Origin of the sequence: Candidatus Solirubrobacter pratensis (assembly GCF_000425945.1) — a bacterium.
Taxonomy (GTDB): Bacteria; Actinomycetota; Thermoleophilia; order Solirubrobacterales; family Solirubrobacteraceae; genus Solirubrobacter; species Solirubrobacter pratensis.
This window is the reverse complement of the sequence record NZ_KE384481.1, coordinates 249,788-265,932: the sequence shown is the minus strand read 5'-3', so window position 1 is coordinate 265,932 and position 16,145 is coordinate 249,788. Positions and strand designations below refer to the sequence as shown.

16 protein-coding genes are annotated in these 16,145 nt (G+C 72.5%); 5 read left to right on the top strand and 11 right to left on the bottom strand.

The features are described from left to right. Nucleotides 1-415: 415 nt before the first annotated feature. Genes H958_RS0130770 through H958_RS0130755 form a run of 4 tightly spaced genes read left to right on the top strand, consistent with a single transcriptional unit; the run spans nucleotide 416 to nucleotide 3,477 of the window. Nucleotides 416-982 carry a carboxymuconolactone decarboxylase family protein gene (locus H958_RS0130770; protein ID WP_028061471.1) on the top strand — a complete coding sequence of 189 codons (567 nt, stop codon included), beginning with the start codon at nucleotides 416-418 and terminating at the stop codon, nucleotides 980-982. Nucleotides 983-994: 12 nt separating this feature from the next. Next, entirely contained in the window at nucleotides 995-1,360 is a 366-nt protein-coding gene (locus tag H958_RS41605) for a winged helix-turn-helix transcriptional regulator (protein WP_081686461.1), read from the top strand. Between the two features lie 50 nt (nucleotides 1,361-1,410). Then, nucleotides 1,411-2,754: a glutamine synthetase family protein gene (locus H958_RS0130760; RefSeq protein WP_028061470.1), complete on the top strand. Its 1,344-nt coding sequence runs from the start codon at nucleotides 1,411-1,413 to the stop codon at nucleotides 2,752-2,754. 18 nt (nucleotides 2,755-2,772) lie between these two features. Next, nucleotides 2,773-3,477 carry a Bax inhibitor-1/YccA family protein gene (locus H958_RS0130755; protein WP_028061469.1) on the top strand — a complete coding sequence of 235 codons (705 nt, stop codon included), beginning with the start codon at nucleotides 2,773-2,775 and terminating at the stop codon, nucleotides 3,475-3,477. Here H958_RS0130755 and H958_RS0130750 read toward each other — a convergent pair. From H958_RS0130750 to H958_RS44420, 10 genes are read right to left on the bottom strand one after another with little or no spacing between them, the layout of a single operon-like run. Then, complete coding sequence (locus H958_RS0130750) at nucleotides 3,474-4,640, bottom strand: pyridoxal phosphate-dependent aminotransferase (RefSeq protein ID WP_037412115.1); 1,167 nt, start codon at nucleotides 4,638-4,640, stop codon at nucleotides 3,474-3,476. The two genes, H958_RS0130755 and H958_RS0130750, sit on opposite strands and share 4 nt — an antisense overlap. Continuing rightward, entirely contained in the window at nucleotides 4,637-5,437 is an 801-nt protein-coding gene (locus H958_RS0130745; RefSeq protein ID WP_028061467.1) for an amidohydrolase family protein, read from the bottom strand. The genes H958_RS0130750 and H958_RS0130745 overlap by 4 nt, the downstream gene beginning before the upstream one ends. Further along, a complete protein-coding gene (locus tag H958_RS41600; protein ID WP_037412113.1) occupies nucleotides 5,434-6,102 on the bottom strand; it encodes a bifunctional 4-hydroxy-2-oxoglutarate aldolase/2-dehydro-3-deoxy-phosphogluconate aldolase in 669 nt (222 codons plus the stop codon). Before H958_RS41600 ends, H958_RS0130745 begins: the two co-directional genes overlap by 4 nt. After that, a complete protein-coding gene (locus H958_RS41595) occupies nucleotides 6,099-7,067 on the bottom strand; it encodes a PfkB family carbohydrate kinase (RefSeq protein ID WP_081686460.1) in 969 nt (322 codons plus the stop codon). The genes H958_RS41600 and H958_RS41595 overlap by 4 nt, the downstream gene beginning before the upstream one ends. Further along, nucleotides 7,064-8,026: an ABC transporter permease gene (locus H958_RS41590; protein WP_051325039.1), complete on the bottom strand. Its 963-nt coding sequence runs from the start codon at nucleotides 8,024-8,026 to the stop codon at nucleotides 7,064-7,066. Before H958_RS41590 ends, H958_RS41595 begins: the two co-directional genes overlap by 4 nt. After that, nucleotides 8,023-9,477 carry a sugar ABC transporter ATP-binding protein gene (locus H958_RS0130725; RefSeq protein WP_037412111.1) on the bottom strand — a complete coding sequence of 485 codons (1,455 nt, stop codon included), beginning with the start codon at nucleotides 9,475-9,477 and terminating at the stop codon, nucleotides 8,023-8,025. Before H958_RS0130725 ends, H958_RS41590 begins: the two co-directional genes overlap by 4 nt. Beyond that, a complete protein-coding gene (locus H958_RS0130720) occupies nucleotides 9,477-10,649 on the bottom strand; it encodes a substrate-binding domain-containing protein (RefSeq protein WP_196807647.1) in 1,173 nt (390 codons plus the stop codon). The genes H958_RS0130725 and H958_RS0130720 overlap by 1 nt, the downstream gene beginning before the upstream one ends. 5 nt (nucleotides 10,650-10,654) lie before the next feature. Beyond that, nucleotides 10,655-11,626, bottom strand: a complete 972-nt coding sequence (locus tag H958_RS41585) for an ABC transporter permease (protein WP_051325038.1) — start codon at nucleotides 11,624-11,626, stop codon at nucleotides 10,655-10,657. Continuing rightward, nucleotides 11,623-12,756 carry a M20 family metallopeptidase gene (locus H958_RS0130710; protein WP_028061464.1) on the bottom strand — a complete coding sequence of 378 codons (1,134 nt, stop codon included), beginning with the start codon at nucleotides 12,754-12,756 and terminating at the stop codon, nucleotides 11,623-11,625. The genes H958_RS41585 and H958_RS0130710 overlap by 4 nt, the downstream gene beginning before the upstream one ends. Further along, nucleotides 12,753-13,220, bottom strand: coding sequence for a pyridoxamine 5'-phosphate oxidase family protein (locus tag H958_RS44420; RefSeq protein ID WP_051325037.1), 468 nt, complete (start codon nucleotides 13,218-13,220; stop codon nucleotides 12,753-12,755). Before H958_RS44420 ends, H958_RS0130710 begins: the two co-directional genes overlap by 4 nt. A gap of 51 nt (nucleotides 13,221-13,271) precedes the next feature. Here H958_RS44420 and H958_RS41575 point away from each other — a divergent pair, with 51 nt between their 5' ends. Next, entirely contained in the window at nucleotides 13,272-14,078 is an 807-nt protein-coding gene (locus tag H958_RS41575) for an IclR family transcriptional regulator (RefSeq protein ID WP_407641171.1), read from the top strand. Here the strand turns inward: H958_RS41575 and H958_RS0130695 are convergent. Further along, entirely contained in the window at nucleotides 14,075-16,144 is a 2,070-nt protein-coding gene (locus tag H958_RS0130695; protein WP_028061463.1) for an MMPL family transporter, read from the bottom strand. The genes H958_RS41575 and H958_RS0130695 overlap by 4 nt on opposite strands. Between the last annotated feature and the right edge of the window lies 1 nt (nucleotide 16,145).

Genomic DNA, 16,145 nt, shown 5'->3' with positions numbered 1-16,145 from the left:
GCGCGGGGGCCGACCCCCCGCGGAGCGCCGCAGACCCGCGCGGGGGCGACCCCCGCGGAGCGCCGCAGACCCGCGGGGGAGGTCGCGCAAACGGATGCAGGCCGCACGCGAGGCGCGGGGCGCGCGGACACCGCCCCGCGCCCCGACCCACGGCCCCCGAGCCCTTGGATCGGGACTCACCCGCGCGCCCGACGAATCCGCCGCCGGACGCGGGCTGCGGTCCCCTCGTACGCACAGGCCGTCGGAGCCCGAACACCGCGCTCCGCGGACCTGACCGACCGCTGACGCGAGCGAGGCATGTGGGGCCAGGTGCGGTTGCGGCACCCAGGGCGCCGACATACACTTATCTCTCGTAAGAAGGGCCCTGCGAAGGGCGTCCCTCGACACGCTCCCCCAGCTCACAACGGCGGTCAGCATGCCCAAGACTCAGATGAGCCGCTTCCACATCCATGACGACCTCACCGCGCCCGAGGGATCGCTGCCGATCTTGAAGGGCGCTTCCTCGGCCGCGGGCCAGCTGCCCAACTTCCTCGGCGCCCTCGCCGGGTCTCCCGCGGCGCTGCGCGCCTACGTGCGCTTCCGGGGCGAGCTCCGCCACGGCAAGCTCCCGCGCGACACGGTCGAGCGGATCGCGCTCGCGGTCGCCGAGCACTACGAGTCAAAGCCCGGGCTCCAGCTCCACAGCCGCACGTCGCGCCGGGCGGGCCTCGGCATCGACGAGGTCGCGAGGGCGCGCAGCTGGTCGTCGAGCGATCCGCGCGAGGACGCGCTGCTGAAGTTCCTTCAGCCGCTGCTCGCCGATCCCGCCAAGGCGCCCCAGCACCTGCACGAGGAGGCCAAGGAGGCCGGCTGGGACGACGAGCAGCTGCTCGAGGCGATCGCGGTCCTCAGCCTGGAGTCGTTCACCGCGATGGTCAACCTCGCCGGGGAGATCCCCGTCGACGGCTCCGTCGAGGAGACGCGTATGCTGCGCGCGGCCTGATCAGCAGCAGCCATGCCCGCCGCCGGCACGACGACGACAGCCCCCACCAGCCCGCACGCCGAGGAGTGCCAGTGCTGCCCCCGCCTCCATGAGGCGGTGGAGCTCGTGGGCAAGCGCTGGACGGGAGCGATCGTCTATGTCCTGCTCCAGGGAGGCCGCCTTCGCTTCACGCAGATCGCGCAGGCGGTCCCTGACCTCTCCGACCGCCTGCTCTCTGAGCGCATGAAGGAGCTCGAGGCGAGAGGCATCGTCGCCCGCCACGTCCTGGACGGTACCCCGATCCGCGTCTGTTACGAGCTCACCGAGAAGGGGCGCGAGCTGGCGCCGGCGCTCGGCGAGCTCAAGACCTGGGCGGACCGCTGGTTGAGCGCACCCTGACCGCAAGGCCAACCGGCCAGGACCCTGAGTCCACTAGCCTCCCGCGGATCATGGCCGACCAACCCGAAACCGCCGACGACGTCAAGGCGCTCGTCCAAGAGCGGGGCATCCGCTTCGTGCGCCTCTGGTTCACCGACATCCTGGGCCAGCTGAAGTCGTTCTCGATCGCCGCCAACCAGCTCGACGACGCGTTCGAAGGCGGCATGGGCTTCGACGGCTCGTCGATCACCGGGTTCAACGCGATCGAGGAGTCGGACATGATCGCGATGCCGGATCCCAGCACGTTCACGATCCTGCCGTGGCGGCCGGAGGAGCGCGACACCGGCGTCGGCCGCATGTTCGCCGACGTCCAGACGCCGGAGGGCCAGCCGTACGAGGGCGACCCGCGCCACGTGCTGCGCCGCGCCGTCGCGCGCGCCCGCGAGCTCGGCTTCGACGACTTCTACGTCGGCCCCGAGCTGGAGTACTACCTGTTCCGCGACAGCGACTCGACGCAGCCGCTGGACGAGGGCGGCTACTTCGATCTGACGACGCTGGACGCCGGCTCGGACGTCCGGCGCGACACCGTCCTCGCCCTCGAGCGCCTCGGCATCGACGTCGAGTACTCCCATCACGAGGTCGGCCCGAGCCAGCACGAGATCGACATGCGCTACTCCGACGCGATCAAGATGGCCGACGATTGCATGACGTACCGCATCACGGTCAAGGAGTACGCGATGAAGTACGGCTGGCACGCGACGTTCATGCCCAAGCCGCTGTTCGGCCAGAACGGCTCCGGCATGCACACGCACCAGTCGCTCTTCAAGGACGGCCGCAACGCGTTCTACGACGCCGACGACAAGTACTTCCTGTCCGACGTCGGCAAGGCGTTCATCGCCGGCCAGCTGCGCCACGCGCGCGAGATCTGCTCGATCTTCGCCCAGTGGGTGAACTCCTACAAGCGGCTCGTCCCGGGCTACGAGGCGCCGGTCTATGTCGCCTGGAGCCGCCGCAACCGGTCGGCGCTGGTCCGCGTCCCGCTCTACCACCCCGGCAAGGAGAACGCGACGCGCATGGAGCTGCGCTCGCCGGACCCAGCCTGCAACCCATACCTGACCTTCGCCGCGCTGCTGCAGGCGGGCCTGGAGGGGATCGAGCGCGGCTACGAGCTGCCGGAGCCGATGGAGAAGAACCTCTACCACCTGTCCCCGGACGAGCGGCGCCGCCTGGGCATCGAGCAGCTGCCGGAGACGCTCGGCGAGGCGATCGAGATCACGTCGGAATCCGAGCTTGTGCTGCGCACGCTCGGGGAGCACATCTTCAACCGCTACGTCGAGATCAAGCGCCAGGAGTGGGAGGACTACCGCGTGCAGGTCTCCCAGTGGGAGCTCGATCGCTACCTCGCGATCTTGTAGATCCGCTACAAAGAGCACATGAGCAGCCCGTTCGCATACCAGGCAACCGCCACCGATGCCGTCGCGGAGCGCACCTACCTGCGCCAGGTCTTCGCCTGGATGCTGCTGGGGCTCGCACTCACGACCGGCGTCGCCGGCTATCTCGCCGGCACGACGAACGTCACGCAGTACTTCCTCGACCACAGCGGCGCGTTCTGGATCCTCTTCATCGCGCAGATCGGCGCCGTCTTCGCGCTCTCGTTCCTGATCACGCGCATCTCCGCGAACACCGCCGCGCTGCTCTTCTGCATCTACGCGGGCCTCACCGGCATCACGTTCGCGATCCTCTTCGAGGTCTACACGACCGGCAGCGTCGTGGCGGCGTTCGGCGGCGCGACCGGCGTGTTCGGCGGCATGGCCGCATACGGCTACGTGACCAAGCGCGACCTCTCCGGCCTCGGCGGGATCCTGTTCGGCGCGCTGATCGGCCTGATCGTCGCCAGCATCGTCTACGCGTTCGTCGGCGGCTCGGCGTTCAACTTCATCATCGGCGTGTTCGGCGTGATCATCTTCGCCGGCCTGACCGCGTACGACATGCAGAAGATCAAGAAGATCGGCGCGCAAGGGGTCGGCGACGCCGACACGACGCAGAAGCTCGCGATCTTCGGCGCCCTCGCGCTCTACCTCGACTTCATCAACCTCGTCATCAGCCTGCTGCGGATCTTCGGCGGCAGCCGCAACTAGCCCGACCGCGTGCCGAGATGCTCCACGAGCCGGCGTGCTCCTTCGAGGAGCACGTCGAGCTCCGAGGCCATCGACAGCCGCACGAAGCCCTCGCCCGCCGCGCCGAACGCGGTGCCGGGGGCGCACGCGACGCCGCGCTCGGCGATCAGCGAGAACGCGAAGTCGCGGCTGTCGCGCCCTGACGGCGCGATGTCGACCCAGAGGTAGAACGCGCCCGCCGGGCGCAGCACGCCGACGCCCGCCTCAGACAGCAGCGCGACGGCCGCGTCGCGTCGCTCGCGGTACGCGTCGCGCATCTCGACCACGATGTCCTGCGGCCCCGTGACGGCCGCCAGCGCCGCCATCTGCGCCGGCGCGTTCACGCACGACACGATCGGCTCCTGCAGGCGCGTCAGCGTCGCCGCGACCTCGGGCGGCGCGACGCAGTAGCCCACGCGCCAGCCGGTCATCGCGTACACCTTCGAGAACGAGTAGGCGCTGATCACGCGCGGGCTCGGCGCGACCGCCATCGGGCTCGCGAACGTCCCGTCGAAGGCGATCTCGTCGTAGCACTCGTCGGACACCAGCCACAGGCCGTGGCGCTCGGCGAACGCGACCAGCTCGGCGGAGAGCGCGGCCGGGACGACCGCGCCGAGCGGATTCGAGGGGGAGTTGACGATCAGCACCCGCGTGCGCGGCGTCACCAGCTCCTCGAGCTCCTCGATCGCCGGCAAGAACCGCGTCTCGGGCGTCTGGTGATAGAAGCGCGGCGGCGTGTCCAGCAGGTGCGCCATCTGCACGAAGTCCGGCCACGCCGGGTCCGGCATGAGGATCTCGTCGCCCGGATCGGTCAGCGCGAGGAGGATGTTGTGGAGCACCTGCACGCCGCCCGCTCCGACGACCACCTGGTCCGGCGAAGCCTCGTAGCCGTTGACGCGCCCGACCTTGGCCGCGAGCGCCTCGCGCAGCGGCGCGATGCCGGCGTTCGGCGTGTACTTGGTGTGGCCGTCGCGCGCAGCGCGCGCCGCCGCCTCGACGATGTGCGGCGGAGTGGGGAAGCCCGGCTCGCCGACCTCCAGGTGGATCGCGTCCGGTTGCTTCCACGCCAGCTCCATCACCTCGCGGATCGCCTGCACCGGAAGCCCGGTGGCGCGCGAGGAGATCTCGGTGATGCGGGTCGTCATGTGCCTCCAGAGAGTCGGGGGAACAGGCGCAGCGCGGTGCCGCCGCGGATCGCCGCGAGCTCCGCCTCGCTCGCGTCCGGCAGTGCGAGCTCCGGCAGCGCGGCGGTCGCGCCGTAGCCCGGCACGTCGTCGATCCAGGGATGGTCGGAAGCCCACAGCATGCGCTCGGCGCCGTACGCGTCCGCCAGCCGGCGGATCAGCCCGTCGAGATCGCGATACGGCGCGTCCTCGGCCGACAGTGCGTACTGCCCTGACAGCATGACGTGCACGTTCTCGTGGCGGGCGAGCGACAGCACCGCCTCCACGCGGTCGGGCGGCAGCGGATCCTCGAACCGCGGCCGGCCGTAGGCGTCGACGCGCATGTCATGCGGGAAGAAGCCGAGGTGGTTGAGGACGATGCGCAGCTCCGGCAGCACGGCCGGCAGCTCGAGCAGCGCCGGGAGCTGATCGGGCTCCAGGTACGTCCACAGCACAAGGCCCTCGGCGGCGATCCAGCGCAACGCGTCCATGTCGTCCAGCCGCTGCGTGCGGACGCCGTCGAACGCGAACCGCTCGCGCCGCTGCGGCAGCGAGTGCAGGCCGACCGCGATGCCCGCGAACCGGTGATCGAGCACGGAGGCGACGTACTCGTCGTGCTCGTCGAGCGGGACGAGCACGGCGCGGTCGACGCCGGCCCCGTCCATCAGCGCGAGCAGCTGCTCGACCGGCGCGTCGCGCTCGGCGGGGACGAGCGCGTCGGGCTCGCGGCCGTCGAGCTCGGCGCGGCGGAAGACGTGGACGTGCGCGTCGACGATCATGCGCCGGGCTCGGCGCCGTCGCCCATGTGGATCGCGAGGCGCGACGAGGCGGCCAGCGCGGCGCGCGCGCTCGCGACCGCCACGCGGGCGCGGGCCTCGATGCCTTCGAGGTCGGCGTCCGCCGGGCGCGCTCCCACGAGGTCCGAGCCGAGCCCCACCGCCGACGCGCCCGCGGCGATCCAGTCGCCGGCCGCGTCGTGCGCGATCCCGCCCGTCGGCACGAACGCGACGTGCTCGAACGGCCCGCGCAACGCGCGCAGGTACGCCGTGCCCATCGGCCCCGCGGGGAACAGCTTGATCATCTCCGCGCCGGCGGCCAGCGCCGCGGCCACCTCGGTCGCCGTCAAGGCGCCGGGCAGCGGTGCGAGGCCGGCGTCGAGCGCGGCGCCGATCACGCCCGGATCCACGTTCGGCGCGACGACGAACCGCGCGCCCGCGTCGGCGACCGCCGCCACCGTCGCCACGTCGGTCACCGTCCCCGCTCCGACGACGACCCCTTTCAACGCAGCCACCCTGCGCAGCGCCGCCAGCGCCGCCGGATCGTCCTGCGTGAGCTCGAGGACGCCGATCCCGCCGCGCGCGAGCGCCTCGGCGACCTCGACCGCGAGCCCGTGGTCGCGCAGCCGCAGGATCGCGACCACGCCGCTCTCGCCCAGCGCCTTCACCGCAGGATGCTCCGCTCGGCGTTCAGCGCGAGCTCGTCGGGCCGGCCGATCCATGCGTCGCCGGTGATCGTGTGCTGGACCGCGCACGCCCGCGCGGCGTGATCGGCCGCCGTGCCGATCGAGTCGCCGGCCAGCAGCCGCGCCACCAGTGCGCCGAGGGCGGCATCGCCGCCCCCGAAGCCGTCGATCACGCGCGCCGAGTGGGCGCGCCCGCCGACCACCTCCGCGGGGGTCACGGCCGTCACGGTCACCATCACGCGCTCGCCGGCGTGCACGTTCTCGCGCAGCATCACCGCCTCGTGCCCGAACCGCGCGATCGCCTCCTGCGCGAGCCCCACGGGCTCGCCGTCGCGCTCGAGCAGCCGCTCGAGGTCGTGCGCGCCGGCGAGCAGCACGTCGACGTCGCCGAGCACGCCGCGCACCACCGGTGCCGCCTCCTCCCACGTCCACTGCCGGCTGCGATGGTTGACGTCGAAGAACGTGCGCACGCCGCGGCTGCGCGCCGCCGCCAGCAACGCGCGGGCCGCCTCGGCGGGGCCCGGGCCGATCCCGAGCGTGATCCCGCTCGTGAGCGCCGCGGACGCACTCTCGACCTCGAGCGCCCAGTCGAACCCGTCCGCGTCCAGGCGCGCCATCGCGCTGTCGCCGCGGTCGTAGAGGACCTGCGTCGGCCGCGGCGGAGCGCCGTGCTCGACGAAGTACAGCGCCGCGCGAGCCTCCGCGTCCCATTGGACCTCCGGCTCGACCCCGTGCGCCCGCGCATGCGCGGCGGCGCGCCGGCCCAGCGGGTTGTCCGCCAGCCGCGTCAGCCAGCGCCCCCGCGCGCCCCACGCGGTCGCGGCGATCAGCGCGTTGAGCTCGGCGCCGCCGACCTCCACGTGCAGCTCGTCGGCCTGCTCGAGCCGCTCGTTGCCCGGCGCCGACAGCCGCAGCATCGCCTCACCGAGGCCGACGACCACGCTCATCGGTCGCTCCGGGTCACGAAGATCGCCGCGGCCGCGAGGATCACGATGCCGCGGATCAGGTCGTTGAGCGTCGCGTCGATCTGGAGCAGCGTGAAGGAGGTGTCGATCAGCGCCAGCAGCACGACGCCGCCGAGCGTCCCGAGCAGCGTCCCGCGCCCGCCGAGCAGCGAGGTTCCCCCGATCACCACCACCGCGATCGCCGACAGCTCGAGCCCCTGCCCCGCCGTCGGCGAGCCGATCGTCGCCCGCGAGGCGAGCATCACGCCGGCCGCCGCGGCGAGCACGCCGCACACGACATACGCGAGCACGAGCGTGCGCGCGACCGGCACGCCGTTGGAGCGCGCCGCCTCGGCGTCGCCGCCGACGGCATAGACGTTGCGCCCCCAGGCGGTGCGCCGCAGCAGCAGCGCGACCACCCCGAGCGCCACGAGCAGCACCAGCAGCGCATGGGGGATCGGCCCCGAGCGGTCCAGCGCGAAGTTCGAGAGCGCGGTCGTGATCTGGCCCTTGGGCTGCGTCGTGATGATGAACGCGAGCCCTTGGAGCAGATAGAACGTCGCCAGCGTGACGACGAACGGCGGCAGCTTCACGCGCGCGATCAGCAGGCCGTGGACGACGCCGATCAGCGCCCCGAGGGCGAGCATCGCGATCACGACGGGCGCCGTGCGGATGGGATAGCCGTCGATCAGGATCGCCGCCAGCAGTCCGGAGAGCGTCGCCGTCGAGCCGACCGCGAGATCGATGCCGCCGGCCAGCACCACGATGTTCTGCCCCAGCGCGACGAGTCCGAGCACCACGCACGCGGTCAGGACGTTGGCGATGTTCGACGCCGTCCAGAAGCCGGAAGGGTCGTGGATCGTCAGTCCCACGACGAGCACGGCGACGATCACCCACGCGGCGAGGCCGCTGTGGGCGATCCAGGCGACGTCGCGCCGGCGGGGCGCCGCGATCGCCGTCATGCCGCCGCCGTCCCCAGCGCGAGGTGCATGATCTCCTCCGGCTCGATCGCGTCGCCCGCCAGCTCGCCGGCGACCGCGCCGCCGCGACAGACGAGCACGCGGTGCGAGAGCCCGACGACCTCGGGCAGGTCGCTCGACGCGAACACGACCGCCATGCCCTCCTCGGCGAGCGCGCGCACCAGCCCGTAGATCTCGGACTTCGCCCCGACGTCGATGCCGCGCGTCGGCTCGTCGAGCAGCAGCACGCGCGGCCGCGTCCGCAGCCACTTGGCGAGCACCACCTTCTGCTGGTTGCCGCCCGAGAGCTCGGCGGTCACCTGCTCGGGCCCGCTCGCGCGGATCCCCAGCCGCTCGCGCTGCTCGGCGAAGACGGCGCGCTCTGCGTCGCCGTCAAGCCACCCGTGCCGCGCGACCGAGCGCAGGTCCGCGAGCGTGGTGTTCATCCGCACCGGCAGCCGCAGCACGAGCCCCTCGGTCTTGCGCTCCTCCGGCACCAGCACCACGCCCGCGTCGACCCGCGCGCGCAGGGTGCCCGCGACATCCCGGCCGCCGACCGCCGCCCGCGCGCCGCCGTCAGCGCCCGCCAGCGAGCGCAGCATGCGGCTGCGCCCGGACCCGAGCAGCCCGGCGAGGCCGACGATCTCGCCCGCCCGGACACGCAGCTGGTGGCCCGGCAGACTGGCCTCGAGCACCACGTCGTCGCCCGCCGCCGGCAGCGGCGGGAAGACCGTGTCGATGTCGCGCCCGACCATCTCGCGCACGAGCCGGGCGACGTCGAACTCCGCCACCGGCGCGTGCGCGACGTCGCGCCCGTCGCGCAGGACCGTGACCTCGTCCGCCAGGTCGATCACCTCGTCGAGCAGGTGGCTGATGTAGATCACCGCGACGCCGTCGGCGGCCACCACGCGAACGACGTCGAAGATCGCCTGCCGCTGCTCGCCCGCGAGCACCGCGGTCGGCTCGTCGAGGATGAGCACGCGCGAGCGCCGGACCAGCGCTCGCGCGATCTCGACCAGCTGCCGCGTCCCCAACGACAGCCGCTCGGCGGGCTGGTCCAGCGCCAGCTCGCCGAGCCCCACGCGCGCGAGTGCCTCACGCGCGACGCGCCGGCGCTCGCGACCAACGAGCAGCCCGCGCCGCGTCCGCTCCTGACCGAGCAGGACGTTGTCGACCACCGGCATCGCCGGCAGCACCGTCAGCTCCTGGTAGACGGCCGTGATGCCGGCGGCGAGCGCCTCGCGCGGCCCCGAGAACGTCACCGGCGCGCCGTCGAGCCGCAGCTCGCCGGCGTCCGGGCGGGCGTTGCCCGTCAGCATCCGCACGAGCGTCGACTTGCCGGCGCCGTTCTCGCCGACGAGCGCGTGCACGGTGCCGGCGCGCGCGGACAGCCCCGCGCCGTCCAGCGCGCGCACGCCCGGGTAGGCCTTGACGAGTCCGCTCGCCTCCAGCATCAGCAGAGCTTGAGCGCCTTCTGCTGGGCCTCGGGCAGCGTCGCCGGCACCCACAGGTTGTCCGAGCAACTCGGCTTGATGTACTGGGACGCGTCGGCCTCGGTGAATGCCGGCGCCTGGACGTTGACGGTGTTCGGCACCGGCTTGCCCTGGACGATGTCCAGCGCGGTGTCGAGGCACTGCGAGGCCATCTCGGGCGGGAAGGGAGAGAGGCCGAACTTCACGCCGTTCTTGCCCTGGACCGCCTTCAGGAACGCGTTCGACGCGTCGCCGGTGACCGGCGGGACCTTCTTGCCGGCCTGCGTGTAGGCCTCATAGACGCCGAGCGCGGTGAAGCTCGAGTCCGACCAGATCGCGTCGAGGTTCTTCGACACCAGCGACTGCGCGACGGTCTTGGCCTTGGTCGGCGACCAGTCGTCGTACTGCTTGGAGACGATCTTGATGTCGGGGTACTTCTCCTTGAAGAGCTTCTCCGCGGCGGCCTTCGGGAACTCCGCGGTCGGCACGCCGGCGATGCCCGAGATCATCGCGATCCGGCCCTTGCCGCCGATCTGCTTGGCGACCCACTCGGCCCACAGGATCCCCTGCAGGTCGTAGGAGCGCGTGACCGTCGAGACGACCCCGCTGTTGGCCGGAAGCTGGCCGGCGCAGGCGACGACCGGGATGCCCTGGGCGGTCGCGGCGCGCACCTGGCCGGTGATCCCCGGGCCCATCGGCACGACGACCATCGCGTCGGGCTTCTGGGAGGCGAGCTGCTGGATGTTGTCGACCTGCTTGGTCGCGTCGCCGTTGGCCGACGCGTAGAGCTCGTCGACGTTCTTGGCCTTCGCCTGCGCCTTGAACGCCGCCTCGTTCTCCGCCGCCCACGAGTTCGTCGGGCCCTGGGCCGCGAACGCGATCCGGTAGCGGCCGTTCTGCGGCTGCTTCTTGAACTTGGTGGTGTCCACCTGGCAGATCGGGATCTCCGGGACCTGCAGCTGGCCGATGCCGAATGCATCGGCGCCCTGCTGCCACGGCTTCTGATACGCCGCCTCCGCCTCAGGCGACGGCTTGCAGCCGCCCGAGGCCTTCGACGACGAGCTCGAGTTCGATGAGCTCGTCGTGCCCTCCTTGCTCGAGCTGCAGCCTGCCAACAGCAGGACAGCTCCGAGCGCACACATCCAGCGAAGCATCGCCATCACCCTCCAGAGGTTTTGGTTTGCAGGATTCCCCGCCGCTGGAGCCAGACGGCGAGCAGGATCACGGCGCCCTCCACGGCGAGCTGACCGCCCGCCCCTGCGCCGAGCTCGAGCATCCAGACCAGCAGCACGGCCAACAGCAGCGTCCCGACCGCGGTCTGCGCGATCGTCCCCTCGCCGCCGGTCAGCGCGACGCCGCCGATCACGGCCGCCGCGACGGAGTCGAGATTGAGGCTGCGCGAGAGCTGCGCGTCGACGTGCCCGACGTACGCGGCGTCGACGAGCCCGGCGAGCACCGCCAGCAGCGCGGAGATGACGTAGGTCGCGGCGACCACCCACGAGATGCGGATGCCGGACATGGCCGCCGCGCGGGCGTTGGAGCCGGTCGCGTACAGCCGCCGCCCGGCCGTCGTACGCGCGAGCGCGATGCCCGCGGCGATCGCCAGCGCGGCGAAGATCCACAGCGGCACGGGGATGCCCGCGATGCGGTCGGCGCCGAGCGGGGCCAACGCGTCGGGGATCTCGCCCGACGGGGCGCCGCGGGTCGCCGCGGTGATCGCGCCCTGCACCAGCACGAAGGTCGCGAAGGTGGCGACGAACGGCGGCACGCCGCGGATCACGACGAGCCCTGCGTTGACGATCCCGACGGCGAGGCCGGCGAGCACCGCCAGCACGATCGCGACGGGCAGCGCGCCCGCCCGGCCGTCGGTGTGCGAGGCGACGATGACCGTCGAGAGGCCGATCACCGCGCCGATCGAGAGGTCGATGCCGGCGACCAGCAGCACCAGCGTCTGGCCGATCGCGGTGATGCCGATCAGGCCGGCCTGGAAGAGGATCAGCCGCAGGTTGTCGGTGCCGAACACGCCCGGCGCGGTGATCGCCGCCAGCACGATCACGGCCGCCAGACCGGCGAGCGGTGCCGCGCGCGTGCCGACGCGCTGCAGGCGGGCGGTGGCGGACACGGCGCTCATCCCGTGCAGTACTCCCGTGCGAGCTCGGCGTAGAGGTCGACCGCGGTGTGAAGCGCGGCGACCGAGACCCACTCGTCGGCGGCGTGCGCGCGCGACAGCAGCCCGGGACCCCAGGCCGGCAGCGTGGGCGCCGCGCCGGCGAGCCAGGTCGCGTCCGTCGTGCCGGGGAACACGGCGTCGGCCGGCGCGCGCCCGAGCACGCGCTCGGCCGAGCGGCGGACGGCCGCGGCGATCGGGTCGCCCGCCGCGACGGCGGTTCCCTCCAGCCAGTCGACCTCGTCCCACTCCAGCTCTGCGCCGTCGAGGCGCTCGAGCAGCGCGGCGGTGAGCGCGCCGCGGTCGGTGCCGGGAAGCAGACGCACCTCGCAGAGCGCGGCGATCTCGGCGGGAAGCACGCCGTAGCCGACGCCGCCGTCGAAGCGCAGGGCGGGATTGAGCGTCAGCTCCCAGCCCTCGAGCCCGTCGGGGTTGGGCGGCGCGTCGAGCGGCGGGCCGTCGGCCAGCGAGACGACGGCGCGCGCGGCCTCGACGCCGGCGTTGCGCGGTCCGTCCGACAGGCTCGAATGGCCCTGCTCGCCGCGTGCCACCGCGCGCCAGCGCGCGATCCCCCGGCTCACGAGCGGCAGCCGGTCGAAGTCGGTCTCGCGCCCGCACGGCTCGCCGATCACGATCGCGTCGGCCTCGACCATCGGCGCCACGTGCCGCGCGCCGTACGCCGCGCCGTTCTCCTCGTCGGCGACCAGCAGCAGCGAGAGCCGGCCCGCTCCGAGATCGAGCCGCCCCGCGGCCGCGATCATCGCCGCCACCGCGCCCTTCATGTCGGTCGACCCCAGCCCGTACAGGCGGTCGCCGTCGATCGTCGCCGCGAACGGGTCGACGCTCCATGCCGCGCCGCCGACCGGCTTGGTGTCGAGGTGCCCGCAGAGCACGAGATGGCGGCCGCCGGGCCCGAAGTCGAGCGTCGTCAGCAGGTTCGGGCGCTCCCGCTCGCGGGCGATCACGCGTGGCTCGGGCAGGCCGGCCGCCGACAGCGCCTCGCGCACCACGCCCGCGACCGCGCGCTCGTCGCCCGGCGGGTTCGGGCTGCGCGCCGCGATCAGCTCGCCGGTCAGCTCGACGACGCCGGTCACTTGTAACGCGCCGCCCAGTCGTTGCCCTGCCAGGTCTGGACCTTGACCGGATCCAGCCGCACCAGCCAGCGGGGCTTGTCGAGCGTGGGCACGAGGTACTTGGGACCGTTCTCCCCGAGGTAGCGGACGCTCATGCGCTCCGCCACCGGCACCCAGGCGCCGCCGACGTTCGGTTCCTCCACGATCTCGGCGCGGCACTGCGCGAGCACCTTGCGCTGGCGGCCGTCCTCGTCGATCGCGAGCGAGCAACGGCCGTCGGCCTGGAGATAGCCGGCCCAGGCCGAGCGACGCCGGCCGACGAGCCAGAACGCGGACCCGTCCCACTCATGCCAGACGGGGACGACGTACGGCCAGCCGTCGAAGTCGAGGCAGCCGAGCCGCGCGATCCGTCCCTCGGCGAGGAAGGCGTCGACGTCGTCGCCTTCCAGTGCCCCTACTTTGCCCCGCCAGCTCTCTTCACTCATGCGACCGTCCTTCAATTCCAATTGTTGGAATCACATTCCGGTAGTTGGTCAATGTACCCTGTCACGCGAATGGAGACACGTCAAACGGAAGACGGGTCGGCCAGAGGCGCGGGACGCGTCCTGAGCGTGTTCAAGGCGCTGGCCGGCTACCCGCGCGGCGCGACGCTCGAGCAGCTTGCCGAGCGGCTCGAAAGCCCCAAGTCCAGCGTCCACCGCGCGCTTGCCACGCTGCGCCGCGCCGGACTGGCCGAGCAGGATCGTGACGGCCGCTACCGGTTCGGCATGGAGGCGCTGCGGCTCGCGTTCGCCTACTACGAGTCGCTCGACCAGCGGGCGCTGGTGCAGCCCGCCCTCGACGCCCTTGCAGAGCGCTTCCGGGAGACCGCACACTACGCACAGCTCGACCGTGGCGAGGTCGTCTACGTCGCCAAGGTCGTCCGCCAGGACCACGAGGGCGTGCAACTCGGCTCGCGCGTCGGCGGCCGCAACCCAGCGCACTGCACGGGGGTCGGGAAGGTCCTGCTGTCGTTCGCGCTACCGACCGAGGAGGCCGTCGAGGCGTACGCCGCCGCGCACCCGCTGGTCATGCGCACGGCCTCCACCCGCGTCACTCCCGCCGCGCTGCACGCCGACCTCGAGCAGGTCCGGGCTCGGGGCTTCAGCACCGACGAGGAGGAGAACGAGGCCGGCGTCGGCTGCGTCGCGCTACCGATCTTCATGGGACCGGGGCCGCAGCCGAGCGGCGCCGTCAGCGTCACCACGATCCTGCGCCGCACGCCGCTCGAGACGCTGCTCGAGAACGTGGAGGACATGCGCGAGATCCTGCGCCGTCACCTGCCCGCGGGCGCCGCGCCCTAGGCCCGCTGCCTCGCGCGCGCAAGGCGCGACGGCCACCAGACGCGGCTCCCGACGTCCATCACGACTGCCGGGACGATCACCGAGCGCACGATGAACGTGTCCAGCAGCACGCCGAACGCGACGATGAAGCCGATCTCGGTCAGGACGACAAGCGGCAGCACGGCGAGCGCGCCGAACGTGCCCGCGAGGACGATCCCCGCGCCGGTGATCACCGCACCGGTCACCGCCAGGCCGCGCAGCGTCCCCTCGCGCGTGCCGTGCTCGAGCGCCTCCTCGCGCACGCGGGCCATCAGGAAGATGTTGTAGTCGATTCCCAGGGCCACGAGGAACACGAACGTCAGCAGCGGCAGCGCCGGATCGACGCCGGGGAAGCCGAAGATCCGGTCCGAGACGAACACGCCGGTGCCCAGCGCGGCGCCGAAGGACAGGATCACCGACAGCACGAGCAGCAGCGGCGCGACGAGCGCGCGCAGCAGCACGGCGAGGATGATGAAGACGACCACGAGCGTCAGCGGGATGATCACGCGGTTGTCGCGCGCGGCCGACTGGCGCAGGTCGTACTCCTGCGCGGTCGGGCCGCCGACCAGCGTCGACGCGCCGCCCGCCTGCTTGGCGACCCGCCGCAGCAGCGGCGTCTGGCCGAGTGCCGTCGTGGAGTAGGGCTCGTCGACCAGCGTGACGGTGAGGCGCGCGCCGGGCGGCCCCTCGACCGGCTCGCTCACCTGGCTGACGACCCCGCGCTGCGCGCCCAGCGCCGCGGCGACGGCCTTGGCGCGGCCGCGGTCGGGCACGATCACGTCGGTCGGCGCGGCCGCACCGGCGGGAAAGTTGCGGGCCAGCACCGCCTGCCCCTGCACAGAGTCCACCTCGCCGCGGAACGAGTTGCCGCTCGTCAGGCCCGTGTCGAGGTTGACGAGGTTGGCGGCGAGGATCAGCAGTACGACGCAGCCCGTGACCCAGACCGCCCGCGGCCGCGTGCCGACGCGGTCCCCGATCCGGCGCCAGAAGCCGTGCGTCTCGTCCACGCCGGCCTCGCCGAGGTGCGGGATCCGCGGCCAGAACCAGTTGCGCCCGCAGATCGTGAGCGCCGCGGGAAGGAGCGTAAGCATCGAGATCATGGCGAGCGCGACGCCCATCGCGCCGATGGGCCCGAGCCCCGCCGTGCCGTTGACCTCGGCGATGCTCAGCGTCAGCAGCGCCGCGATCACCGTAAGCCCGGACGCGAGGATCGCGGGGCCTGCGCTGCGCAGCGCGATCGCCATCGCCTCGTGCTTGTCCTCATGCCGGCGCAGCTCCTCGCGGTAGCGGGACACGAGCAGCAGCGCATAGTCGGTGCCGGCACCGAACACGAGCACGGGCAGGATGCCGCCCGACTGGCCGTTGATCGTCACGCCCGCCTCGGCGAGCAGGTAGCCGAAGCCGCGCGACGCCCCCTCGGCCAGGAGCACCGTGAAGAACGGGATCACCCAGAAGATCGGCGACCGGTAGATGACGATCAGCAGCACCAGGACGATCAGCGCCGCCACGAGCAGCAGCGAGCCGTTGATGTTGGCGAAGACCTTGATCGCGTCGAGGCTGAAGCCGGCCGCGCCGGTGAGCTTGACCTCGAGCCCTCCGGAGGACTCCCCCGCACGGTCGCGGATCGACTGCGCGGCGTCCTGGAACTTCTGCCCCTGGCCGTCGCCGGGCTCGACGGGCTGGACGATGATCGCCGCCTTGCCGGTGCGCGCGAACACCGGCGGCTGGGCCTCGCCGACGAGCGGCAGCCGGTTCCGGTTGAGCTTGGGCACCGTCTGCTCGATGCGCCGCTTGTCGGCGTCGGTCAGCCCGCTCGGGCGCTCGTAGACGATCACGGCCGGGGCGACCTCGCCGCCCGGGAAGCGCTCGACGTCCTTCAGCGCCTTGACGGACTCCGCGCTGCCCGGCAGGAACGAGGACACCTCGTTCTTCTGGGCGTCCTGGAACTTCCCGCCCTGGCTGGCGAAGCCCAGGAAGACGACGAACGTGACGGCGAACACGATCCACTTGCCCCGGCGGCCGGCCGGGAGCGTGAACAGCCGCGACATG